Consider the following 20,393-nt stretch of genomic DNA (forward strand, 5'->3'; position numbering starts at 1 on the left):
TCCATCCCCTCCCCGTTTTGGAACTTTTCGTCTGATCCCGTCAGGACCTCCTGGACACCTCCGGCCCATCCGCGCCGCGCGCATCCCGGCGCGCCTCGCAGCTCAGGGTTCCCAGACCGAAACAGGCCGCCGCCAGAAACAGCAGCACCGTCTCGGCCGCGGTGCCGATGAGGGCCGCTCCGGCCCTCGCCCCGATCAGGTTGATCGCAAAGACCGCCAGAAGCAGGGCCGAAGCCCCGAACGCGGCCATCCCGAAAAATTTCATCGTCACACCTCCTCATGCGAACGATTCGTTCCGGCAGCTTGATATGTAAGCGCTTGCATTCGTCTATGCAAGCGCTTACATTGAGGCTTGACCCAAACCACGGAGCTCAAGCGATGTCCGGACCCGCCACCGGCAAGCCAGATCGTTCCCGCCGCCCGCCGACGCTGGAGGATGTCGCGCGAGCGGCGGGGGTGTCGACGGCGACGGTCTCGCGCAGTCTGAACGCGCCGGACCGGGTCCGGGCCGAGACCCGGATGGCGGTCGAGGCGGCGGTGCGCGATCTGGGCTACACCCCGAATTTCGGCGGTCAGGCGCTGGCCTCGAACCGCACCAACACCATCGGCGCGATCATTCCGACGATGGAGAACGCGATCTTCGCCCGGGCGCTGCAGGCCCTGCAGGAGACGCTGACGGAAAGCCGGGTGACGCTTCTGGTGGCGACGTCGCATTACGATCCGGCGCGGGAAGAGGCGCAGATCCGGGCGCTGATCGCGCGGGGCGTCGACGGGCTGGCGCTGATCGGCAGCCAGCGGACGGCAGCGGCCGACGCGCTGCTGGAGACGCGGGGGATCCCGTTCGTGATCCTGTGGTCGGCGCCCTCGGAGACGCCGCATCCGGCGATCGGTTTCGACAATGCCAGAGCCGCGGCCGAGCTGACCGCCCAGGTTCTGGCGCGCGGCCACCGCCGGATCGCGATGATCTCGGGGCCGCTGGCCCATAACGACCGGGCCCAGGCCCGGCTGGCGGGGGTGACGGAAACCCTCTGCGCGGCGGGGCTGGAGCTTGCCCCCGGGGACCTGCGGGAATGCCCCTATACGCTGGCCGATGGCGAGGCCGCGGCGGCCGCGCTTCTGGGCCGGGCGGAGCCGCCCACCGCGATCATCTGCGGCAATGACGTGCTGGCGGCCGGCGCCCTGCGCGCGGCGCGGCGGCTGGGGGTGGATGTGCCCGGCGCGCTGTCGGTCACCGGCTTCGACGACATCGAGCTTGCCACGGCGGTCCATCCGCCGCTTGCCACGATCCGGGTACCGCACCGGGGCATGGGCGAGGCGGCAGGCGCCTGCCTGATGGACTGGATCGACAGCGGCAGGCGGCCTGTGTCGCGCCTTCTGCCCACCGAATTCGTGGCACGCGGGTCGCTGGGGCCGGTGGGTTAGTCGGATCAGCGTGTCCTGTCCTGGCCGTTGCCCCGGGAGCACCGTCGGGACATGGGTATTTTCGCCAAGAAGAAGCGGAAGGCTGCGGGACCGGGGCACGCCGGCGCGGCAACGTGCACCGCGGGTATCCACTCGTGTTCTGCTTGGGGCGTGATTGGCTTTTTGTTTCGGATCAGCGCCTTGATGGTGCCCGGTCGTTGTCGGCGATGGCGATCCTCTTTGGCGCCTTTGCTTCGAACCTCATTCTGTCGCGCTTGGCGAAGCGCGCATGACTGCGGCGGGGACCGCTTTCTTAGGCATTCGTAGCGAGACAGGCGATGCGCCGCCGGTCGAGTTCTGGCGGCACGTCGAGGCGCGTGGCCATGACCGTGGAACCGATGCCGGAAAGGCCGGGACGGGGCGGATCGCTTCCCCTGGCCCGGCAGTCCCGCAGCTGGGAGCATGGAACCGCCGCCCGCCACGGAAGCGCCGCATCCGAAACCGGTCGGGCCCACCGCGGAACAGGACATGGTTCCATGCAATGGTCCAAATCCCTGGCCCGAGGCGCCGGGCCCATGACAGAAACGTACCGGAACCGCCCCCGGGATCGAGGAGGCCCGCCTCATCGTACCGCGCCGAGAGGCTCGAGCCCAGGCCTCGGGACTTGCCTCACGGCCTCGGATGATATACATTTTTCAATGTCTATCTACCCTGCCGCGCCGGAGGCCACCATGCAGATCGCCAGATGGGGAAATTCGCTTGCCGTCCGCCTGCCCGCGGATCTGGTCCGGACCCTCGGCCTGCGCGAGGGCGACCGGATCGAGCTGGAGCCCTCGGGCGAGGGTCGGCTTGCAGTCAGCCGCCATCCCCGTGCCGATGAGGTGCTGTCAGGGCTGCGCCGGTTCCGCGGCCGTCTGGCGTCCGAAGACCGGCTGAGCCGCGACGCGGCCAATGCCCGCTGACTTCTTCGACACCAACGTCATCCTCTACCTGCTGGACGACGGGCCCAAGGCCGACCGGTCCGAGGCGCTGCTGGCTAAGGGCGGCACGATCAGCGTCCAGGTGCTGAACGAGGCGCTGGTGAACTGCCTGCGCAAGGCCCGGATGAGCCATGACGAGGCGGGCGAATTCCTGTTCGGGATCCGCGATCTCTGCGAGACGGTCGAGCTGACCGTCGACACCCATGATGTCGGCCGCGCGCTGGCCGCCCGCTACAAGCTGTCGGTCTACGATTCGATGATCGTCGCCGCGGCGCTTCTCAGCGGCTGCACCAGGCTCTGGTCCGAGGACATGCAAGACGGGCTGACCGTCGAGGGGCGGCTGAAGATCGTCAACCCCTTCGCCGACGCCGCCTGAGCAGACGCATTCGCCTGGTCGGAACCGCCGCGGCCGAGGGCCCCGGCCTTGCCTCCCGCAGCCCGCGCCACAGGTCCTGACCCAGACCCGACCCGAAGGAGACAGAGCATGACCCGAACCCTGTTCATCACCGGCGCCTCCAGCGGTATCGGCGCCGCCACCGCCCGCGCCGCCGTCGCCCGCGGCTGGTCGGTGGGGCTTATGGCGCGCTCGGCCGACAAGCTGGACACGCTGGCAACCGAGCTTGGCGCGGCGGCGCTGGCCCTGCCCGGCGATGCCACCGATCCGACCGCGCAAGAAGAAGCCGTGGCCCGTACCGTCGAACACTTCGGCGCGCTGCATGCGGCCTTCGCCAATGCCGGGCGCGGCCTCGAACGGCCCGGCACCGAGGCGGGCGATCCCGAGGACTGGCGCGGGATGGTCGATCTGAACGTGATGGGCGTGCTGTTCACTGCCCGTGCCGCCCTTCCGCATCTGCGCCGGACGAAGGGGCATCTGGTTCTGACCGGCTCGGCCGCGGGGCGGACCCATATCAAGGGCTCGATCTATTCCGCGACCAAGTGGTTCGTGCATGGCTATGGCGGCAACATGTCCGAAGAGATGCGCGAATGGGGCGGGCGCTGCACGGTGATCTCGCCCGGGATGGTCGACACGCCGTTCTTCGACAGCCCCAAGCCCGACAAGATCCGGCCCGAGGATGTCGCCGATGCGGTGCTTTATGCGCTGGAACAGAACCCCCGCGCAGAGCTGCGCGAGATCCATATCATGCCAACCGGCTGAGAGGCGGCGGCGCTCAGCCCGCCGCCCGCCTTTCGCGGATCATGATGAAGACGCCGCTGACGACGATGACCGCGGCCCCCACCGCCGTCGCGCGGTCGGGAACCTCCTGCCAGAACAGCCAGCCGAAACCGGTGGCCCAGAGCAGTGCGGTATAGTCCAGCGGCGCGATCACCACCGCAGGCGCCATCCGGAACGCCTGGGTGATCAGCGTCATGCCCAGCGTGCCGAACAGGGCGATGCAGCCGAAGGCCCAGAGATCGCCCGCCGGGACCGGGGTCCAGACGAAACCGACCGCCAGACCGCTCAGGAGCACCGAGCTGCCGACCAGCCAGAGCTGCATCGTCCAGACGCTTTCGCGCGCATCGAGCCAGCGCGCGCTGAGCATCAGCACCGCATAGAACAGCGCCGCCAGCACCGGCAGAACCGAGGCCGGCTGAAACGCCGCCGCCCCCGGACGGACCACGATCAGCACCCCGGCAAAGCCCGCCGCCACCGCCAGCCAGCGCCGCCAGCCCACCGGCTCGCGCAGGACCAGCGCCGACAGCGCGGTGATGAAGATCGGCGCCACGAAGATCAGCCCGGTTGCCTCGGCCAGCCCCAGATAGCGGAAACTGGTGAAGAACATCAGCGCCGCCACGATCACCAGCCCGCCCCGTGCCAGATGCGCCAGCGGACGGCGCGAGACCAGAGCCCGGGGCCCTCCGGTCCCGACCGCGATCGCGGCGGCGAAAGGCAGCGCGATCAGGCTGCGCAGGAACAGGATCTGGACCGGCGAATAGCCCTCGGTCAGCGCCTTGGCGAAAGCGTCATTGACGCAAAGACAGGCGACGCCCGCGCACATCGCAGCGATCCCCGCCATGGGGTCGCGCCCCGCCACGGTTGCCGCCGTTCCGGTCATTCGCGAGTTCCTTTCACCAGCCCTCCGGCCCGTTTCCGGGGCCCTCCTCAGCGTCGCGACCCTAGCCCGCCCGCGCTTCGCTGTCATGGTCGAAGCCGCCCCCAGCGCTGCCCCGCCACGGGATATCGGGACAATCGGGGGCGATCCGCCGGGATCGGACCGGAACAGGACGGCGAGGCGCCCGGCCGCATGCGGGAACCCGCCAGCCCGGCAGACACTTGCCCGCGCCCGCAATCGAAGTCATGGCATCCGGGGACGATATCGCGTAACAGCGGCGCGCGGGGGATATCCTGATGAACAGAAATCGCGGCTCCCGGCGACGTGTTTCGTTGTCGCTTCCGATCCTGCGGACCTCGCGGGATCAGCACGATGCCGGCAACCTGACCCTCGGCAGCCTGCTGTCGGGGCTGGGCGAGACCTCGTTCGGCTGGGCGGTGGTGGTGTTCGCGCTCATGACCATGCTGCCGCTGCCGCCCGGATCTTCGCTGGTGACCGCGCTGCCGGTGCTGGTCACCACCGCGCAGATGATGCTGGGCTACCGCCATGTCCGCCTGCCGGGACCGCTGGCGCGGTTGCGGCTGGATCACGACAAGCTGCGCCGGACCGTGCTGCGCCTGCGCCCCGTCACCCGGCGGCTGGAGCGGGTTCTGAGGCCGCGCAATCCCGCCCTGTTCCGCCGCCGCAACGAACGCGCGCTGGGGGCGGCACTGTTCGTGATCGCCTTCACCCTGTTCCTGCCGGTGCCGGGCAGCGGCTGGTTCCCGGCGATCTCGCTGTTCGTCGCGGGCGTCGGCATGGTCGAGCATGATGGCCGGGTCACGATCTGGGGGCTTGTGATGGGCGCGGCCTCGGTGCTTCTGACCGTCGCCATCGTGGTCTCGCTGGCCGCCAGCGCCGAGGCGGTGATCCCGTAGCCGCCCCCGGCCGGGCTCGGCACCGGATCGGCCCGCCGGTCTTGTCCGCCAGCGGTCCCTGTCCTTCGAGCGCGGGTTTCCGCATCGCCTTAAACAGCACCGGAACCGGCAGGGCATGTGTCCTTCCTGCTCGAGCGCCAGCATCAGAACCAGACGCTTGAAAAATCGACGTTCATGTCGCCTTGCCGACCCGGATTTCGGATCGATGCCGTCCCGCCCCGATGACCGTTATCCGAAGGGCAAATCGGCGCGGCCCCGAGGCCGATCATCGCCGACCATGGCCTAAGGTTCGCGCAGGGGGAAACAGGCCAGGGGTCATTCGGACAGGACCGTGCCGACGAAAGCCAGTCTGATCCCCTTCGCCTGAGCAGGACGACCCGCCCATGGGGCGGGCCCGGAGCAAAGCGGTCGTTCACGGAAAACGCAGCCACGGTCCGGAATGCGGCCATGGCCGCAAGTCGGCCATCGTGCTAGCTTGGGCGCTTGAAGAAGTATGGTCGCACATTCCACCTGCCATTTTCGCCCGGCGCCACCAGCGACGACAAGGTCATGTCTTCGCTTGAAGGCCTGATGGCGGAAGACCTCGTCGTCACCGAGAAGATGGACGGTGAGAATACGACCATTCACGCCGGCGGCTCCCATGCGCGCAGCCCTGACAGCCGTTACCATCCTTCCCGAGACTGGCTCAAAGCGTTCGCGGCGGGGATTTCTCCCTATCTGGCAGAAGGCGAACGTATTGTCGGCGAGAACCTCTATGCCCGTCATTCCGTCGCCTATGATGCGTTGCCCTCGTATTTCCTCGGCTTCGCGTGGATTGTTGGCGATGTAATCCAGTCCTGGGACCTGACGCAGGCACGTTTCGAGGAGCTGGGCATCCAGCCCGTTGCGACGCTCTATCGGGGCGCCTACCGCACGGGTCTGTTCGAGGATCTGGCGCGGGCCCTCGACCTGTCGAGGCAAGAGGGGTTTGTGGCAAGGATCGCCGGCTCGTTCCCAGAAAGCGACATGCCGAGGCGGATGGGAAAATATGTCAGGGAAGGGCATGTTCAGTCGGAAATCCACTGGATGAAGGCTGAGCTTATCGCCAATGGCCTAGCTGACGCCTGACGGCAGCTTCACCCCGTCCACCAGGCCTCACAGCTCGAAGGTCTGGTTCGGGTCAGCAATGCCTGACCTTCGGGCCGGCAAAGCCGGGTTCGGCCAACGGACCGGCCCCGGAAGATCGGCTGCAGATATGCTCGATATGCGACCGGCAACCGGGCGCCGCTTGCCTCGGCAGAGCGCCGTGATCGCCCGGCACCGCGTCGAACCCGAGCCAGGACAGGGGGGTGTCATCAGGCCGACCCGCCCGGCCGCCAGCGACAAGGCCGGCCCCGGTTCGAGGCGCCGTTTCACAGCCAAGCCCCAACCGACGCCCATCTTCCAAACCACAACTCCGGCGGGCGAGCTCGCCGACCCGGATCCGAATCTGCTGGCCTCCGCCCCATCCGCGACGGCCACGGCCTGACCCTACCGGGCCTCGCCCGCCATCTCGCCCGACACCGGCAACGGCGCGCGGAGCATCACGCTTGCGGAGCTTTTCCAACCGCCTTGAGCCGCCCTGACGGTGCCGCCAAGGGTCAGCCCCGGCCGGGCGCGGCACCCTCGACGAAAAGCCGCCAGGCGCGGTCGAACCAGGCCTCCCGCGCAGCCGGATCCGCCAGCGTGTCATCGCCCATCAGCGCCGCGTTGCTGGGGCCCAGCACCAGGGCCGCGATCAGCTGGTCGGCGACGAAATCGGCATCCGGCGCGGCAAGCTCGCCCGCAGCGGCGGCGGCGCGGATCGCCTCTGCCAGCTTCGGCGTGAACGGGTCCGCGCCGACCAGAGGCCGGGCCCGCATCGCCTCGATGAAGGCCTCGCGCTTCAGCGCCAGCAGCTCGGGGTCGAGATTGGCATCGAGAAACCAGCGCGCCAGATGCCGCACCCGGTCGAGCGGCCGCTCGGGGCACTCCGCCGCCACCGCCTCGAACCAGGCCTCGGTCCGCTCCAGCGCCTTCTGCGTCACCGCGGCAAACAGATCTTCCTTGGTGGCGAAACGGCGGTAGAGCGTGTCCTTGCCGATGCCGCAGGCGGCGATCACCTGCTCCATCGTGGTCGCGGCAAAACCCTGGGCGATGAACAGCTCGCGCGCCCGGGCGACGATCTCGGCCGCGATCCGTTCGGACTGGCGCTTGGTCGGGCGTCCGGCACGCGCCGGGCGCGGGGTCTTGGCTGTCGTCATTCCCGTGCGGCCTTCCGGAAGTTCAGCCGCCTTATGGGCAATTTTCCGGCCGGACGGCAAGTATCCCGATATTCCGACAAAAACACTATGGTTTTAACTGGACGGTATCGTCCCGTTTTGCTAACGCCGCTTCGACATTCAGGGAACGGAGATGCCGGATGGACAGAGGAACCTTGGGCAGGACGACCGCGGCACTGGCGGCCGCACTCGGCACGGCCGCAACCGCCGCCGCCGCACAGGACGATGCCTACGCGCTTGAGGCCATCGTGCTGCAGGCCGACGTGGCCGACACGTCGAGCTCCTACGCGCTGCCGGACATGCGCTCGGCCACCAAGACCGATACGCCGGTGGTCGAGACGCCCCAGGCGCTGACCGTGCTGACCCGCAAGCAGTTCGACGACCAGAACACCCAGACCGTGGGCCAGGCGCTGCGCTACACCTCGGGCGTGCTGTCCGAGATCGACGCCTCGACCCGCTATGACAGCGTGTTCCTGCGGGGCTTCGGCGGCTTCGGCATCTCGTCGCAATTCGTGAGCTCCCTCGACGGACTGCGGCTGCCGCGCGGCCAGGCCTTCGCCCAGCCCGCCGTCGATCCGTTCCTGCTGGACCGGGTCGATGTGCTCAAGGGCCCCTCGGCGCTGCTTTACGGGCCGTCGAGCACCGGCGGTCTGGTCAACATGGTCAGCCGCGCCCCCGATGGCAGCACCGGCGGCGAGGCGCGGCTGGAATACGGCACCCATGACCGCGTGCAGGCTGGGTTCGAGCAGCATGGCACCCTCGACGCGGCAGGCACCCTGCAATACAGCCTGACCGCCATCGGCCGCAGCGCGAACACCCGCTATCGCGATGTCGACGAAAAACGGTATGCCATCGCCCCGGTCCTGGTCTGGCAGCCTTCGGCCGATACGAGGCTGACCTTCGGCGGCTACTGGCAGGACGACCCCGAAGGCGGCTATTTCAACTCGATCTATCCCAAGGGCGCCGCGCCCTCGGCCTATGCCCGCTATCTCGACCGCGACTTCAATATCGGCGACCCGGATTTCGACAGTTTCGAACGCACCCAATGGGCGCTGAATGCCGGGCTGGAACATGCCTTCTCGGCCGATCTGACGCTGCGCTCGAAACTGCGCTACGGCCGCATCGACGCGGATATGAAGGGCCTGCAGATGGGCGCGCCGCTCGACGCCTCGGGCATGCTCGCGCGGAATGCCCTGATCTCGGACGAGACGGCGCGGGCGCTGAACTGGGACAGCAATCTGGAATACCGCTTCCAGACCGGCGCGGTCTCGCACCGGCTGCTGGCGGGGGCCGATCTGCTGTGGAATGACAGCGACTGGCAGTATTCCTACACCTCGGCCGCGCCGCTCGACGTGACCGACCCGGTCTATGGCGGCGTCTCGGGTCCGTTCACGACCATGACCGACAGCCACCAGACCACCCGGCAGGCCGGGATCTACCTGACCGACCAGCTCTCCTTCGGCCGGTTCCGCGCGGTGCTGGGCCTGCGCCATGACCGGATCGAGACCGACAGCCTGAACCGGCTGAGCGGGACCACCACCGAACAGAGCAGCGACAACACCTCCTACCGCGCCGCCCTGCTTTACCTCTTCGACAACGGTGCCGCGCCCTATGTCAGCTATTCGACCTCGCTCGAGCCGACCTCGGGCGTCGATGCCGCGGGCGATCCCTTCGTGCCCACCGAATCCGAGCAGTGGGAGCTGGGGATCAAGTACCAGCCGCCGGGCATGGACGCGCTGTTCACCATGGCCGCCTTCAGCATCGACCAGACCAATGTGCTGACCCCGGGCGATGTGCCGGGCTATTTCATCCAGACCGGCAAGATCCGCTCGCGCGGGGTGGAATTCGAGGGCCGCGGCAAGCTGACCGAGCGGCTCGAGCTGATCGGCGCGCTGACCCTGCTGGATACAGAGGTACGGGCCTCGTCCAATCCTGCGATCATCGGCAACCGGCCGCAGGCGGTGCCGGATTATTTCGGCTCGCTCTGGCTGAACCGCAGCTTCGACGGCAGGCTTGACGGGCTGGAACTGGGCGGCGGCGTCCGCTTCGTGGGATCGAGCTATGGCGACGATGCCAACAGCCTGAAATCCGGGTCCTATACCCTGGCCGACCTGGCGATCCGCTACGATCTGGGCGCGCGCAACCCGTCGCTGGCCGGGCTCGAGGCCACGCTGAACGTCCGCAACCTGTTCGACGAGACCTATTATTCCAGCTGCAGCTACGACTATTTCTGCCAGTACGGAGAGGGCCGGATCGTCACCGTCGGGCTGCGCAAGACATGGTAGGCCGGCGCGGATTTCTGACCGGGGCGGCGGCGGCATTGACTGCCCCCCGGCTGGCCCGGGCGGACGCGGGGATCGAGGCCCGCGACGTTCTGGGCAACCGCGTCGCGCTGCCCGCGCCCCCCGAACGGATCGTGCTTCTGGACGCGACCGACCTGATCTCGATGGCCGCCCTGATCACCGAGCCGGGCGCGCGGCTGGCGGGCTGGGCCAGCGTGCCCCGGCTGGATCTGGGGCGCGCCGACTGGCTGGCGCCCGAGGGTCTGCCCGTGGTCGGCAAGCTCTCGCCCGACACCGTCTCGGCCGAGGGCATCCTGGCGCTGTCCCCGGATCTGGTGGTGGCCAGCGCCTATATGCTGCCGCCCGGCGGATCGGTGCTGGAAAGCGTCCTGCGCGCCGCCGGGATCCCGCTGGCCTGGACCGGCGGCCATGACAGGGCGCTGCGGCCCGGGGACAAGCTCGACCGGGCGATGGGGTTCTGGGGCGCGGTGCTGGACCGACCCAAGGCGGCGCGCGGGCTGGCCGCCTGGGGCCGCGCCCGCTTCGACGCGGTCCGCGCCGCCACCTCCGGGCCCCGGCCCCGGACCTACATGGAAATCATGTCGACCTATGACACCTGCTGCTGGGCCGCGGGCCACGCCTTCTGGGGCGGGATCTTCGAGATCGCGGGCGGCCATCTGCTGGAAGCGTCGGATGGCTGGGGCGCGAAGCTCGGCCCCGAGGGCCTGATCGCCTTCGATCCCGAGGTCTATATCGCCACCGGCGGCAGCTTCGCCCCCGAGCTGCAACCGGGCATCGCGCCGGGGCTGGACCCGGAGCGGGGCCGCGAGGGCCTTGCCCGCGCCGCCGCCCGCCCGGCGCTGAAGGACAGCTCGGCCACGCGCGCGGGCCGGGTCCACGGCATCTGGTCCGGGCTCGCGACCGCGCCCTTGATGGCGCCGGTGCTGGCCGACTGCCTCGGCGCCTGGCTGCATCCCGAAACCGGCGCGAACCTCGATCCCCGCAGGACGCTGACCGCGCTGAACGACCGGTTTGCCAGGCCCCTGCCCGGCCCGCTCTGGCTGTCGCTGGACGCGGCCTGACCGGCGCCCGAGCGCACCCGTTTCCCGCCCTTCCGGCACCCCGCAAGGCACCTGCAAGGGCCCTGAAAAGGGCCTTGCGAAAGGCACTGAGAGGAGAGCTCCCTTGATCGACGTCGAAACCGAACTGGCCTTCCCCGGGGCCGAGACCGCCCATGCCGCGCTGTCGGCCCATGCCAAAAGCCACGACATCCCGCCCGAGATCGACGCCCCCGGGCATCTGGCCTTTTCCTTCCAGGGCAACCGGCTGGAATTCCTGACCGTCCCGGGGCGGATGCGGATCCGGCTGTCGGGGGTCAGCCCGAACACGCTCTACTTCCTCAAGGAGGCGGTCGCGCATCACCTCGAAGAGGCCGATCCCGAGGCCGCGCGCACGCTGCGCTGGCCCGGGGACGAGGGCGCCGACAGCCACCGGACGCCGCCCAATTTCCGGCTGCTGACGGTGCTGGAGCGGTCCCGCCCGGTCGAGGGCATGACCCGGCTCCATCTCGCGGGCGAGGATCTCGAGCCGCTGACCCGCGACGGCATCCATGTCAAGCTGATGCTGCCCGCCGACCGGAGCCGGAGCCCGGTCTGGCCCGGGGTCGCGGCCAATGGCGCCACGCGCTGGCCGAAGGGCGCCGACCGGCTGCATGTGCGCTATTTCACCCTGCTCGAACTGGACGCCGAGGCGGGCCGCGTGGCAATCGATTTCGTCGATCATCCGGACGGCCAGATCTCGGACTGGGCCCGCGCCGCCCGTTCCGGCGACCGGATCGGCATCATGGGCCCCGGCGGCGGCCTGCCCCCCGCGACCGACCGGCCGCTGATCCTGATGGGCGACGCCACCGCGCTGCCCGCCCTCCTGCGGATCCTCGAGGCCCTGCCCGCCAGCGCCGAAGGCTGCGTGATCACGCCGTTGCGTCCGGACGATGCCGGCTATCTGCCCGCCTCGCCGCTCGAAACCCTGCTGCTGGGCCCCGAGGGCTTCGCCGCCAGTGCCGCCGGGTGCTTCGCCGAGGCTCTGGCCGCCCGGCCCGAGGCGCGGGTCTGGGTCGGCGCCGAACACGCGCTGGTTCATGAGGCCCGCCGGATCGCCGCCGCCCTGCCCGCCGAGCGGAAGGAGATCGGCACCTACTGGCGGCGCGGACGGCGCGGCGACGCCAGACGCGACGACCACGACGACTGAGAGGAGGCGCGGCCCCGAACCCGGGCCGCGACAGGGCCGGGTCCTGGACCTGCGCAATGCGCCCCAGAGCGGTACAAGGCAAAACCGAGCGGTATAAAGTCATCGCCCCCGAGCCCGATCTTCGGGCCCGGCCAGATTTGGTGCCGTTCACATCCTTCCGCCTCGCGTCCCGGTTCTCCACTGAGCCGCTCTTCCCTGCCGCCCCGGCCCAATCCAGGGCCCCGAACCGGTCGTCATCCTCTCACGCGATGCGATCCGGTTGCTGGAGACCGTCGGGCCACGCCTTGTCCAGAGCCTGAACGGCGGCAGAACGCTCATGGCTTCGCTGGCCGGGGACGAACCGACCATTCCCGGCCATCCTGTGGGGCCGTGCCAGCCATTCGGGACCGGCAGTTTCAGGCAACGACTGCACCGGATCGCGACCTGCCCGGCGCGCGATAGAAGATGCCGGCGCCAGGAAGCCAGACGCCTCGGGCGTTCCGTCTTGCCCGCCCTGCTGGGCAGCCGCGCCGCAGGGGTTGCCTCTTCCCAACGGCCACCATCTTGCCCAAGAGCACCGCTTCCGAAGCCGTCCCTCGGGCACCTGATCGCCGAAGGCCCCCGGGCTCAGCCCGCGCGCGCCGCGCGATAGGCCGCCGGGGTCTCGCCCGACCATTTCAGGAAGGCCCGGTGAAACGCGCTCGGCTCGGCATAACCGATGCGCAGCGCAATCGCCGCCACGCTCTCGCCGGTTCCGGCCAGCAGCCTCCGGCTTTCGGCAAAGCGCAGATCGTCGCGGATCGCCTGCCATCCCTGCCCCTCGGCGCGCAGCCGCCGCCTCAGCGTCGCGGGCGACAGCGCCAGTTCGCGCGCCACCTGCTCCAGATCAGGCCAGAGCGCGGGATCGGTCCCCCGCAGCCGCACCCGGATCCGCGCCGACAGCCCCTGATCGTGGCGGTAGCGCACCAGGATATTCGCGGGCGCCCCGGCCAGGAAAAGCTTCAGCGCGCGTTCGTCGCGGATCGTCGGCAGTTCCAGATAGCGGGCCGCGAAACACAGCCTGCTTTCGGCCTGGCCGAACTGCACCGGGGCGCCGAAGAAGCGCTGGTAATCGGCCCGGTTCGGCGGCGCCGCACAGGCGAAATCGAGCCGCGTCAGAGGGATACGCCGCCCGATCAGCCAGCAGGACAGCCCCATCAGCACCAGCCAGTAGGTCCGGTAGGCAAAGGCCGAGCGCAGCCCGCGCCGGTCGCTCAGCACGATCTCGGCCTGCCCGTCCGCCACCCGCAAGCTGCCGCTGGGATCTTCCAGAAGCACGCCCAGAAACCGCAAGGCGCGCCTGAGCGCCACATTCAGCGTCGCCGCATGCAGCACCGCATGGCCAAGGAACACGAAGCCGCCCGGCCGCATCGGCCGCGCCCCCAGCCCGAAGAACTCGTCGTCCAGAGCCTCGGCCACCGCCAGCCACAACCGCCCGTATTCCTGGTTGGTCACCGGCCCGTCCGCCGCGGCGATCCCGGCCCCGGCCAGCAGGGGCGCCGGGTCGATGCCGCGCCGCACCAGCGGTTCCAGCGCATCCGCGACAAACCCGGCCGAGACGATCCGCCTTTGCATGCCCTGCCCCGATATCATTGCAAAACCGATCACCGATTTTGGATGATTGCGTCATTGTTTGCAATGCACCCCCGCGACAGTATGCCACCGGACCCCGGGAGACCGCCCCGAAGACGCGGGCGGAGGGGTCAGGGAGGACGACATATGAAGTTAGACCGGATCGCGCGCCGCGATTACGCAGACGCACATGCCCGCTTTTCCATCGAGGACGAAATCGCCAGCCTCGCGGGCGATCTGGACGCCGGGCTGAACGCCGCCGTCGAATGCTGCGACCGCCATTGCGGACGCGACCTGGTGGCGCTGCGCACCGTCTCGGCCGGGGGCAGCCTTGCCGAATACACCTTCGAGGACCTGCGCGAACTTTCCGCCCGCACGGCCAATGTGCTCAAGGCCCATGGCGTCGGCCCGGGCGACGTGGTGGCCGGTCTTCTGCCCCGCACCCTCGATCTGATCGCCACCATCCTCGGGGTCTGGCGGCTGGGGGCGGTCTACCAGCCGCTTTTCACCGCCTTCGGCCCCAAGGCCATCGAGCACCGCCTGACCTGCGCCGGCACCCGGATGATCGTCACCACCGCCGCCCAACGCGGCAAGCTGGACGAGATCCCCGATTGCCCGCCCGTGGCCGTGATCCGCGACGCGGACACCCCGCTGCCAGCGGGCGATATCGACCTCTGCGCCGAGCGCGCCGCCGCCCCGGCCGAGTTCGCCCCGGTCCTGCGCGACAAGGATGCGCCCTTCATGGTGATGTCGACCTCGGGCACCACCGGGCTGCCCAAGGCGCTGATGGTGCCGCAACGCGCGATGCTGGCCTTCGCGGTCTACATGCGCGACGGGATCGGCCTGCATGAGGACGACACCTTCTGGAACCTCGCCGATGCGGGCTGGGCCTACGGGCTTTACTACGCCGTCTGCGGGCCGCTGCTGCTGGGCGCCGCGACCACGCTGCACGAGGGCGGTTTCTCGGCCGAGACCACGATCCGGCTGATCGACGAGCTGGGCATCACCAGCCTCGCGGGCTCGCCCACCGCCTTCCGGATGCTGATCGCGGCGGGGCCCGAGGCCGTGGCCCCGATCAAGGGCAAGCTGCGCACCGTCTCTTCGGCGGGCGAGCCGCTGAACCCCGAGATCATCCACTGGTTCGAAAAGCATCTCTCGGTCGCGATCCATGACCATTACGGCCAGACCGAGCTCGGCATGTGCGTGAACAACCATCACGGGCTTGAACATGACGTGCGCCCCGGCTCGGCCGGATATGCGATGCCCGGCTACCGGATCGCGGTGCTGGACGAGGCGGGCAACGAACAGCCTCCGAACAGCCCCGGCGAACTGGCCGTCGATATCGCGAATTCGCCGCTGCTGTGGTTCACCGGCTATTACGGCACCGAGACCCCGGCAATCGCGGGCGGCTATTACCGCACCGGCGATTCCGTCGAGATCGAGCCCGACGGCTCGCTCAGCTTCATCGGGCGCGCGGATGACGTCATCACCTCCTCGGGCTACCGGATCGGTCCCTTCGACGTGGAAAGCGCGCTGATCGAGCATCCGGCCGTGATCGAGGCCGCCGTGGTCGGCATCCCCGACCCCGAACGCACCGAGCTGGTCAAGGCCTTCGTCATCCTCGGCAAGGGCCATGAGGCCAGCGACGCGCTCTGCGAAGAGCTGCAGCAGCATGTGAAGAAACGGCTCTCGGCCCATGCCTATCCGCGGCTGATCGATTTCGTCGACAGCCTGCCCAAGACCCCCTCCGGCAAGATCCAGCGCTTCCTGCTGCGCAAGGCCGAGGTCGAGAAACAGAACGTCAGATAGGAACGGACAAGACATGCAGATCGAGAACCGGGTCTTCCTGGTCACCGGTGCGGCCTCGGGCCTTGGCGCGGCGGTGGCCGCGATGGCCGTGGCCGCGGGCGGCCGCGTGCTTCTGGCCGACATCAATGCCGAGGCCGGAGAGGCCATGGCGCAGGAGCTGGGCGAGGCCGCCCGCTTCGTGCAGACCGACGTCACCTCCGGAGAGGATGGCCAGGCGGCGGTCGATGCCGCGGTCGAGGCCTTCGGCGGGCTCCATGTGCTGGTGAACTGCGCGGGCATCGCGCCGGGCGAAAGGCTTCTGGGCCGGAACGGCCCGCATGGGCTGGACAGCTTCCAGCGCGCGATCACGATCAACCTCGGTGGCAGCTTCAACATGATGCGCCTCGCCGCCGAGGCGATGGCCGGCAACGAGGGCGAGGAACGCGGCGTGATCGTCAACACCGCCTCGGTCGCCGCCTTCGACGGCCAGATCGGCCAGATCGCCTATGCGGCCTCGAAGGGCGGCATCGCGGCGATGACGCTTCCGGCTGCCCGCGAACTGGCCCGCCACGCGATCCGGGTCATGGCCATCGCGCCCGGCATCTTCGCCACGCCGATGATGGCGGGCCTGCCGCAGGAGGTGCAGGACAGCCTTGGCGCCACCGTGCCCTACCCGCCCCGGCTGGGCCGCCCCGAGGAATACGCCCGGATGGTGCGCTCGATCGTCGAGAACCAGATGCTGAACGGCGAGGTGATCCGGCTGGACGGCGCGCTTCGCATGGCCCCGAAATGAGGAGACCGCAATGACCTCCGATCCCATCGTCATCACCGGTGCCCGGCGCAGCCCCATGGGCGGCTTTCAGGGCGATCTTGCCGCTGCCGACGCCCCGGCACTTGGCGCCACCGCGATCCGCGCAGCCCTTGGCGGGCTGGACCCCGAGGCGGTCGAGGAAATCCTGATGGGCTGCGTGCTGCCCGCGGGCCAGGGTCAGGCCCCGGCCCGGCAGGCGGCGCTGGGGGCGGGCCTGCCGCTAAGCGCGGGCGCCACCACCGTCAACAAGATGTGCGGCTCGGGGATGAAGGCCGCGATGCTGGCCCATGACCTGATCGCCGCCGGGTCGGCGCAGGTGGCCGTCGCAGGCGGCATGGAGAGCATGTCGAACGCCCCCTATCTGTTGCCCAAAGCCCGTGGCGGCTACCGGATGGGCCATGGCGAGGTGAAGGATCACATGTTCCTCGACGGGCTCGAGGACGCCTATGACAGGGGCCGGCTGATGGGCACCTTCGCCGAGGATTGCGCCGAGACCTACCAATTCACCCGCGAGGCCCAGGACGCCTATGCCATCGCCTCGCTCGACCGCGCCAATGCCGCCATAACCGAAGGCCGGTTCCGGGCCGAGATCGCGCCCGTGACCCTCGCCACCCGCAAGGGCGAGCAGGTGATCGACACCGACGAACAGCCCGGCAAGGCCCGCCCCGAGAAGATCCCGTCGCTGAAACCCGCCTTCCGCGAGGGCGGCACCGTGACCGCGGCCAACAGCTCGTCGATCTCGGACGGCGCCGCCGCCTTGGTCCTGATGCGCGCCTCCGAGGCCGAGCGCCGGGGCCTGACGCCCTTGGCGAAGATCCTCGGCCATGCCACCCATGCCGACAAGCCCTCGCTGTTCCCGACCGCCCCCATCGGGTCGATCCGCAAGCTGATGGAGCGCACCGGGCTGACGCTGTCCGAGATCGACCTGTTCGAGGTCAACGAGGCCTTCGCCGTCGTCGCCATGGCCGCGATCCGCGATCTCGGCCTCTCGCATGACATCGTCAATGTCCATGGCGGGGCCTGCGCGCTCGGCCATCCCATCGGCGCCTCGGGGGCGCGGGTGCTGGTCACGCTGCTGGCGGCGCTCGAAACCCACGGGCTGAAACGCGGCGTCGCCTCGCTCTGCATCGGCGGCGGCGAGGCCACCGCCATGGCCGTGGAAAGGTTCGCCTGATGCTGACGGAAGAACAGGACCAGATCCGCGAGGCCGCCCGCGCCTTTGCGCAGGGCCGCCTTGCCCCCGGCGCCGCCGCCCGCGACCGCGACCATGCCTTTCCGCGGGCCGAGCTGACCGAGCTGGGCGAGCTTGGCTTCATGGGCATGCTGGTGCCCGAGGCCCATGGCGGGTCCGATACCGGCATGCTGGCCTATGCGCTGGCGCTGGAAGAGATCGCCGCCGCCGATGGCGCCTGTTCCACCATCGTCTCGGTCCATAGTTCGGTCGGCTGCATGCCGATCCTGCGCTACGGCACCGAAGAACAGAAGGCGCGGTTCCTGCCGAAGATGGCCGCGGGCGAGTGGATCGGCGGCTTTGCCCTGACCGAGCCGCAGGCCGGATCGGACGCCTCGGCGCTGAAGACCACGGCCCGGCGCGAGGGCGATCACTATGTCATCGACGGCGCCAAGCAGTTCATCACCTCGGGCAAGAACGGCGCGGTGGTGATCGTCTTCGCCGTGACCGACAAGGCGGCCGGCAAGAAGGGCATATCGGCCTTCATCGTTCCCACCGATACCCAAGGCTACAAGGTCGTCTCGGTCGAGCGGAAGCTCGGCCAGCATGCCACGGATACCTGCGCGCTGGCCTTCGACAACATGCGCGTGCCCGCCGAAAACCTGCTGGGCGCCGAGGGCGAGGGCTACCGGATCGCGCTGTCGAACCTCGAGGGCGGCCGGATCGGCATCGCGGCGCAGGCGGTCGGCATGGCGCGCGCGGCCCATGAGGCGGCGCTGGCCTATGCCCGCGAGCGGATCGCCTTCGGCCGCCCGATTGTCGAGCATCAGGCGGTGGCCTTCAAGCTGGCAGACATGGCGACGAGGATCGACGCGGCGCGGCTTCTGGTCCTGCGCGCGGCCGAGCTGCGAGAGACGGGCAAGCCCTGCCTGACCGAGGCCAGCATGGCCAAGCTCTTCGCCTCGGAAATGGCCGAAGAGGTCTGTTCGGCAGCAATCCAGATCCATGGCGGCTACGGCTATCTGGCCGACTACCCGGTCGAGCGGATCTATCGCGACGTCCGGGTCTGCCAGATCTACGAGGGCACCAGCGAGGTGCAGCGCATGGTCATCGCCCGCGGACTCTGAGCGGGCAAAGGCGGGCTGTCCAGGGACGTGGCGGAGCCCTCCCCCGGGATGCGCCTGTCCCGACCGAGTCCCGCCGACGAAGCGCCTGGGGGCACAAGGGCAAGGCGGAGCGGGTCCGCGCAGCTGCGGGTGCGGCCCCCCCGCGCTCCCCGGTCCGGGGGCCTCCGAAGGTGATGCCCTCGCAGAACTGCCCACAAAGGAGCCCGCGCTCACGCCGCTTGGCCCGCTTGGTCCCTTGCGCCCGGCACGGCAGATACCGTCATCGCATCCGCTCGGTAGCTGCCCACGGCGTCCCCCGCCTGGACAGGTGATCCGGCTTGCTCGGACAGCGCATCCGGAACCGGCTGACACGAAAACCGGACCAGGCGCGACCAGGCCCCGGCAAGGGCCAAGGCGAGGGACAGGGGACGGGACCGAAGCCCCCGCCGCGCCATCGCCCGAACGCCGCCCCCTGCGACCGCCATGACCGCCGGCCGCCTTTCCTCCGTAGCCCCCTGTCCTGACAGACGCCGGGCGCCGGCTGGCACCGAGACGATTCTTGAGAAGGGCGCCTTCTGCGGTATCATGCGCCGACAAGCTCGTACAAAGGGGAAGCCGCCCCGTGATCGAGACCCTCCGCATGCCGTTCTTCGTGCTGGCGCTGGTGCTGCTGGCCTTCGCGGTCTCGTTCGAGATCGGGCTGGGTCTGGTTTGGCCCGCGCTGGTGCCGCCGCCCGGAGGGCAGCTTCCCGATGTCTCGCCCGGCTTCGGCGTGCCCTACCTTGCCGCCATCGACCTGATCCTGGTCTATGCCACCGCCGCCATCGCGCTGGCCTTCCTCTGGCCCGCGCTGGCAGGCCGGGTGCAGGCGGCGATCGGCATCCTGCTGGCGCTGATCGGCGGGTTGTTGGTGCTGGCCCTGATCCTCGCGGCCTTCGCGGCGCTGATGCTGATGCTGACCCTGCTTCTGGCGGTCCCCTTCGGTACCATGGCCTATTTCGCCGCCTTCGCGGATTTCCCGACCGCAAAGGCCGCCACCGCGCTGGCCGCGATCATGGCCTTCAAGCTGGGCTTCGCGATCTGCCTGATCCTTGCCCATCAGCGCTTCCTGAAGATGAAGATCCTGATGCTGGTGATCGCCAGCTCGCTGGCCCTGACCTGGCTGACAGCGCTCCTGCACGCCTTGGTACCGGGCTTTCTCGCCGCGATCACCGATGCGCTGGCGGCGCTGATCACCTCGGTCCTCGCGCTGGTCTGGATCGCGGTGCTGTTCATCGGCAACCTGCCGGGGCTTGTCCGCGCGATCCGCTCGCTTCTCACCGCCCGTCCCGCAACGTAAGCACCAGCTGGCGGCTCCGGGGACGGACCGCGATCCGGCCGCCCGAGGGGAAGATCGCGAAGCTCACCTTGCCGAAATCGCGGGTGCCTTCCTCCGGCCAGACCTGATCCCCGTCGCATCCCGGGCAGGAATAGACCAGCTGCCCCCGTCCCTCGACAACGAAGCTGGCCCGACGCATCGCGTCGCCCGAAATCCTCGGCACATCGATGACCCCGGCCTCGGTGAAGACGAAGCGGGTCCGGGACAGTTTCAGCCGCGGCCGGAACGGCGCGACGATCCGCTCCAGCGCCCCGGTCCATCCCGGGGCGCTGAAACTGTCGGCTTCGGGCGGGCCGCCGCCTCGTCCGGTCATCAGCCCCGCCCCCAGCGTCAGGTAGAAGACGAGACCGAAGACCAGAAGCAGCGCCACCGCGCCCTTCACGCCCATTGCG

19 protein-coding genes are annotated in these 20,393 nt (G+C 69.4%); 14 read left to right on the plus strand and 5 right to left on the minus strand.

All coding sequences use genetic code 11. The features are described from left to right. Positions 1-40: 40 nt before the first annotated feature. On the minus strand, positions 41-265 hold the full coding sequence (locus tag A6W98_RS19335; RefSeq protein WP_042465579.1) for a hypothetical protein: 225 nt from the start codon (positions 263-265) through the stop codon (positions 41-43). Positions 266-378: 113 nt separating this feature from the next. On the opposite strand from A6W98_RS19335, the gene A6W98_RS19340 reads away from it, so the two are divergent. From A6W98_RS19340 to A6W98_RS19355, 4 genes are all read left to right on the plus strand, one after another. After that, positions 379-1,422 carry a LacI family DNA-binding transcriptional regulator gene (locus A6W98_RS19340; protein ID WP_042465581.1) on the plus strand — a complete coding sequence of 348 codons (1,044 nt, stop codon included), beginning with the start codon at positions 379-381 and terminating at the stop codon, positions 1,420-1,422. A gap of 710 nt (positions 1,423-2,132) precedes the next feature. Further along, positions 2,133-2,363 (plus strand): AbrB/MazE/SpoVT family DNA-binding domain-containing protein, encoded by a 231-nt coding sequence (locus tag A6W98_RS19345; protein ID WP_042465583.1) that lies wholly within the window; start codon positions 2,133-2,135, stop codon positions 2,361-2,363. After that, positions 2,353-2,757 carry a PIN domain-containing protein gene (locus A6W98_RS19350; protein WP_042465586.1) on the plus strand — a complete coding sequence of 135 codons (405 nt, stop codon included), beginning with the start codon at positions 2,353-2,355 and terminating at the stop codon, positions 2,755-2,757. Before A6W98_RS19345 ends, A6W98_RS19350 begins: the two co-directional genes overlap by 11 nt. A 108-nt stretch (positions 2,758-2,865) precedes the next feature. Then, a complete protein-coding gene (locus A6W98_RS19355) occupies positions 2,866-3,537 on the plus strand; it encodes an SDR family oxidoreductase (RefSeq protein ID WP_042465589.1) in 672 nt (223 codons plus the stop codon). A gap of 13 nt (positions 3,538-3,550) precedes the next feature. Here the strand turns inward: A6W98_RS19355 and A6W98_RS19360 are convergent, their stop codons facing one another. Then, positions 3,551-4,435, minus strand: coding sequence for a DMT family transporter (locus A6W98_RS19360; protein ID WP_042465592.1), 885 nt, complete (start codon positions 4,433-4,435; stop codon positions 3,551-3,553). Positions 4,436-4,764: 329 nt separating this feature from the next. Here A6W98_RS19360 and A6W98_RS19365 point away from each other — a divergent pair, with 329 nt between their 5' ends. Together A6W98_RS19365 and A6W98_RS19370 are read left to right on the plus strand one after the other, a co-directional pair. After that, the gene (locus tag A6W98_RS19365) at positions 4,765-5,349 is read left to right on the plus strand and encodes an exopolysaccharide biosynthesis protein (RefSeq protein WP_234153200.1); all 585 of its coding nucleotides are present in this window, start codon (positions 4,765-4,767) and stop codon (positions 5,347-5,349) included. Positions 5,350-5,832: 483 nt separating this feature from the next. Then, positions 5,833-6,456, plus strand: coding sequence for an RNA ligase family protein (locus A6W98_RS19370; RefSeq protein WP_042465597.1), 624 nt, complete (start codon positions 5,833-5,835; stop codon positions 6,454-6,456). 512 nt (positions 6,457-6,968) lie between these two features. Here A6W98_RS19370 and A6W98_RS19375 read toward each other — a convergent pair. Continuing rightward, positions 6,969-7,610, minus strand: a complete 642-nt coding sequence (locus tag A6W98_RS19375) for a TetR/AcrR family transcriptional regulator (RefSeq protein ID WP_042465600.1) — start codon at positions 7,608-7,610, stop codon at positions 6,969-6,971. Between the two features lie 158 nt (positions 7,611-7,768). Here A6W98_RS19375 and A6W98_RS19380 point away from each other — a divergent pair, with 158 nt between their 5' ends. The 3 genes from A6W98_RS19380 (at position 7,769) to A6W98_RS19390 (ending at position 12,157) form a co-directional block, all read left to right on the plus strand. Further along, on the plus strand, positions 7,769-9,913 hold the full coding sequence (locus tag A6W98_RS19380) for a TonB-dependent siderophore receptor (RefSeq protein ID WP_042465603.1): 2,145 nt from the start codon (positions 7,769-7,771) through the stop codon (positions 9,911-9,913). Next, positions 9,907-10,992 carry a TroA family protein gene (locus A6W98_RS19385; protein ID WP_042465606.1) on the plus strand — a complete coding sequence of 362 codons (1,086 nt, stop codon included), beginning with the start codon at positions 9,907-9,909 and terminating at the stop codon, positions 10,990-10,992. The genes A6W98_RS19380 and A6W98_RS19385 overlap by 7 nt, the downstream gene beginning before the upstream one ends. A 103-nt stretch (positions 10,993-11,095) precedes the next feature. Further along, a complete protein-coding gene (locus A6W98_RS19390; protein WP_052678163.1) occupies positions 11,096-12,157 on the plus strand; it encodes a siderophore-interacting protein in 1,062 nt (353 codons plus the stop codon). Positions 12,158-12,763: 606 nt separating this feature from the next. Here A6W98_RS19390 and A6W98_RS19395 read toward each other — a convergent pair. Then, positions 12,764-13,750 carry an AraC family transcriptional regulator gene (locus A6W98_RS19395; RefSeq protein WP_042465610.1) on the minus strand — a complete coding sequence of 329 codons (987 nt, stop codon included), beginning with the start codon at positions 13,748-13,750 and terminating at the stop codon, positions 12,764-12,766. Between the two features lie 144 nt (positions 13,751-13,894). On the opposite strand from A6W98_RS19395, the gene A6W98_RS19400 reads away from it, so the two are divergent. From A6W98_RS19400 to A6W98_RS19425, 5 genes are all read left to right on the plus strand, one after another. Then, on the plus strand, positions 13,895-15,556 hold the full coding sequence (locus A6W98_RS19400; protein ID WP_042465613.1) for an AMP-binding protein: 1,662 nt from the start codon (positions 13,895-13,897) through the stop codon (positions 15,554-15,556). 13 nt (positions 15,557-15,569) lie between these two features. Then, positions 15,570-16,328: an SDR family NAD(P)-dependent oxidoreductase gene (locus tag A6W98_RS19405; protein ID WP_042465616.1), complete on the plus strand. Its 759-nt coding sequence runs from the start codon at positions 15,570-15,572 to the stop codon at positions 16,326-16,328. Positions 16,329-16,338: 10 nt separating this feature from the next. Continuing rightward, a complete protein-coding gene (locus tag A6W98_RS19410; protein ID WP_042465619.1) occupies positions 16,339-17,520 on the plus strand; it encodes an acetyl-CoA C-acyltransferase in 1,182 nt (393 codons plus the stop codon). Then, positions 17,520-18,644 carry an acyl-CoA dehydrogenase family protein gene (locus tag A6W98_RS19415; protein WP_414478773.1) on the plus strand — a complete coding sequence of 375 codons (1,125 nt, stop codon included), beginning with the start codon at positions 17,520-17,522 and terminating at the stop codon, positions 18,642-18,644. Before A6W98_RS19410 ends, A6W98_RS19415 begins: the two co-directional genes overlap by 1 nt. Positions 18,645-19,245: 601 nt before the next feature. Beyond that, positions 19,246-19,962 (plus strand): hypothetical protein, encoded by a 717-nt coding sequence (locus tag A6W98_RS19425; RefSeq protein ID WP_052678164.1) that lies wholly within the window; start codon positions 19,246-19,248, stop codon positions 19,960-19,962. On the opposite strand, the gene A6W98_RS19430 is transcribed toward A6W98_RS19425, so the two are convergent. Further along, on the minus strand, positions 19,940-20,389 hold the full coding sequence (locus A6W98_RS19430) for a hypothetical protein (protein ID WP_042465627.1): 450 nt from the start codon (positions 20,387-20,389) through the stop codon (positions 19,940-19,942). The two genes, A6W98_RS19425 and A6W98_RS19430, sit on opposite strands and share 23 nt — an antisense overlap. Positions 20,390-20,393 lie beyond the last annotated feature (4 nt).

It is taken from the genome of Rhodovulum sulfidophilum DSM 1374 (genome assembly GCF_001633165.1).
In the GTDB taxonomy this organism is placed as follows: domain Bacteria; phylum Pseudomonadota; class Alphaproteobacteria; order Rhodobacterales; family Rhodobacteraceae; genus Rhodovulum; species Rhodovulum sulfidophilum.

What these genes read in the sequence shown, in the direction of transcription:
- A6W98_RS19335 (WP_042465579.1), bottom strand. Translation starts at nt 265, where the DNA reads ATGAAATTTTTCGGGATGGCCGCGTTCGGGGCTTCGGCCCTGCTTCTG.
- A6W98_RS19340 (WP_042465581.1), top strand. Translation starts at nt 379, where the DNA reads ATGTCCGGACCCGCCACCGGCAAGCCAGATCGTTCCCGCCGCCCGCCG.
- A6W98_RS19345 (WP_042465583.1), top strand. Translation starts at nt 2,133, where the DNA reads ATGCAGATCGCCAGATGGGGAAATTCGCTTGCCGTCCGCCTGCCCGCG.
- A6W98_RS19350 (WP_042465586.1), top strand. Translation starts at nt 2,353, where the DNA reads ATGCCCGCTGACTTCTTCGACACCAACGTCATCCTCTACCTGCTGGAC.
- A6W98_RS19355 (WP_042465589.1), top strand. Translation starts at nt 2,866, where the DNA reads ATGACCCGAACCCTGTTCATCACCGGCGCCTCCAGCGGTATCGGCGCC.
- A6W98_RS19360 (WP_042465592.1), bottom strand. Translation starts at nt 4,435, where the DNA reads ATGACCGGAACGGCGGCAACCGTGGCGGGGCGCGACCCCATGGCGGGG.
- A6W98_RS19375 (WP_042465600.1), bottom strand. Translation starts at nt 7,610, where the DNA reads ATGACGACAGCCAAGACCCCGCGCCCGGCGCGTGCCGGACGCCCGACC.
- A6W98_RS19380 (WP_042465603.1), top strand. Translation starts at nt 7,769, where the DNA reads ATGGACAGAGGAACCTTGGGCAGGACGACCGCGGCACTGGCGGCCGCA.
- A6W98_RS19385 (WP_042465606.1), top strand. Translation starts at nt 9,907, where the DNA reads ATGGTAGGCCGGCGCGGATTTCTGACCGGGGCGGCGGCGGCATTGACT.
- A6W98_RS19395 (WP_042465610.1), bottom strand. Translation starts at nt 13,750, where the DNA reads ATGCAAAGGCGGATCGTCTCGGCCGGGTTTGTCGCGGATGCGCTGGAA.
- A6W98_RS19400 (WP_042465613.1), top strand. Translation starts at nt 13,895, where the DNA reads ATGAAGTTAGACCGGATCGCGCGCCGCGATTACGCAGACGCACATGCC.
- A6W98_RS19405 (WP_042465616.1), top strand. Translation starts at nt 15,570, where the DNA reads ATGCAGATCGAGAACCGGGTCTTCCTGGTCACCGGTGCGGCCTCGGGC.
- A6W98_RS19410 (WP_042465619.1), top strand. Translation starts at nt 16,339, where the DNA reads ATGACCTCCGATCCCATCGTCATCACCGGTGCCCGGCGCAGCCCCATG.
- A6W98_RS19415 (WP_414478773.1), top strand. Translation starts at nt 17,520, where the DNA reads ATGCTGACGGAAGAACAGGACCAGATCCGCGAGGCCGCCCGCGCCTTT.
- A6W98_RS19430 (WP_042465627.1), bottom strand. Translation starts at nt 20,389, where the DNA reads ATGGGCGTGAAGGGCGCGGTGGCGCTGCTTCTGGTCTTCGGTCTCGTC.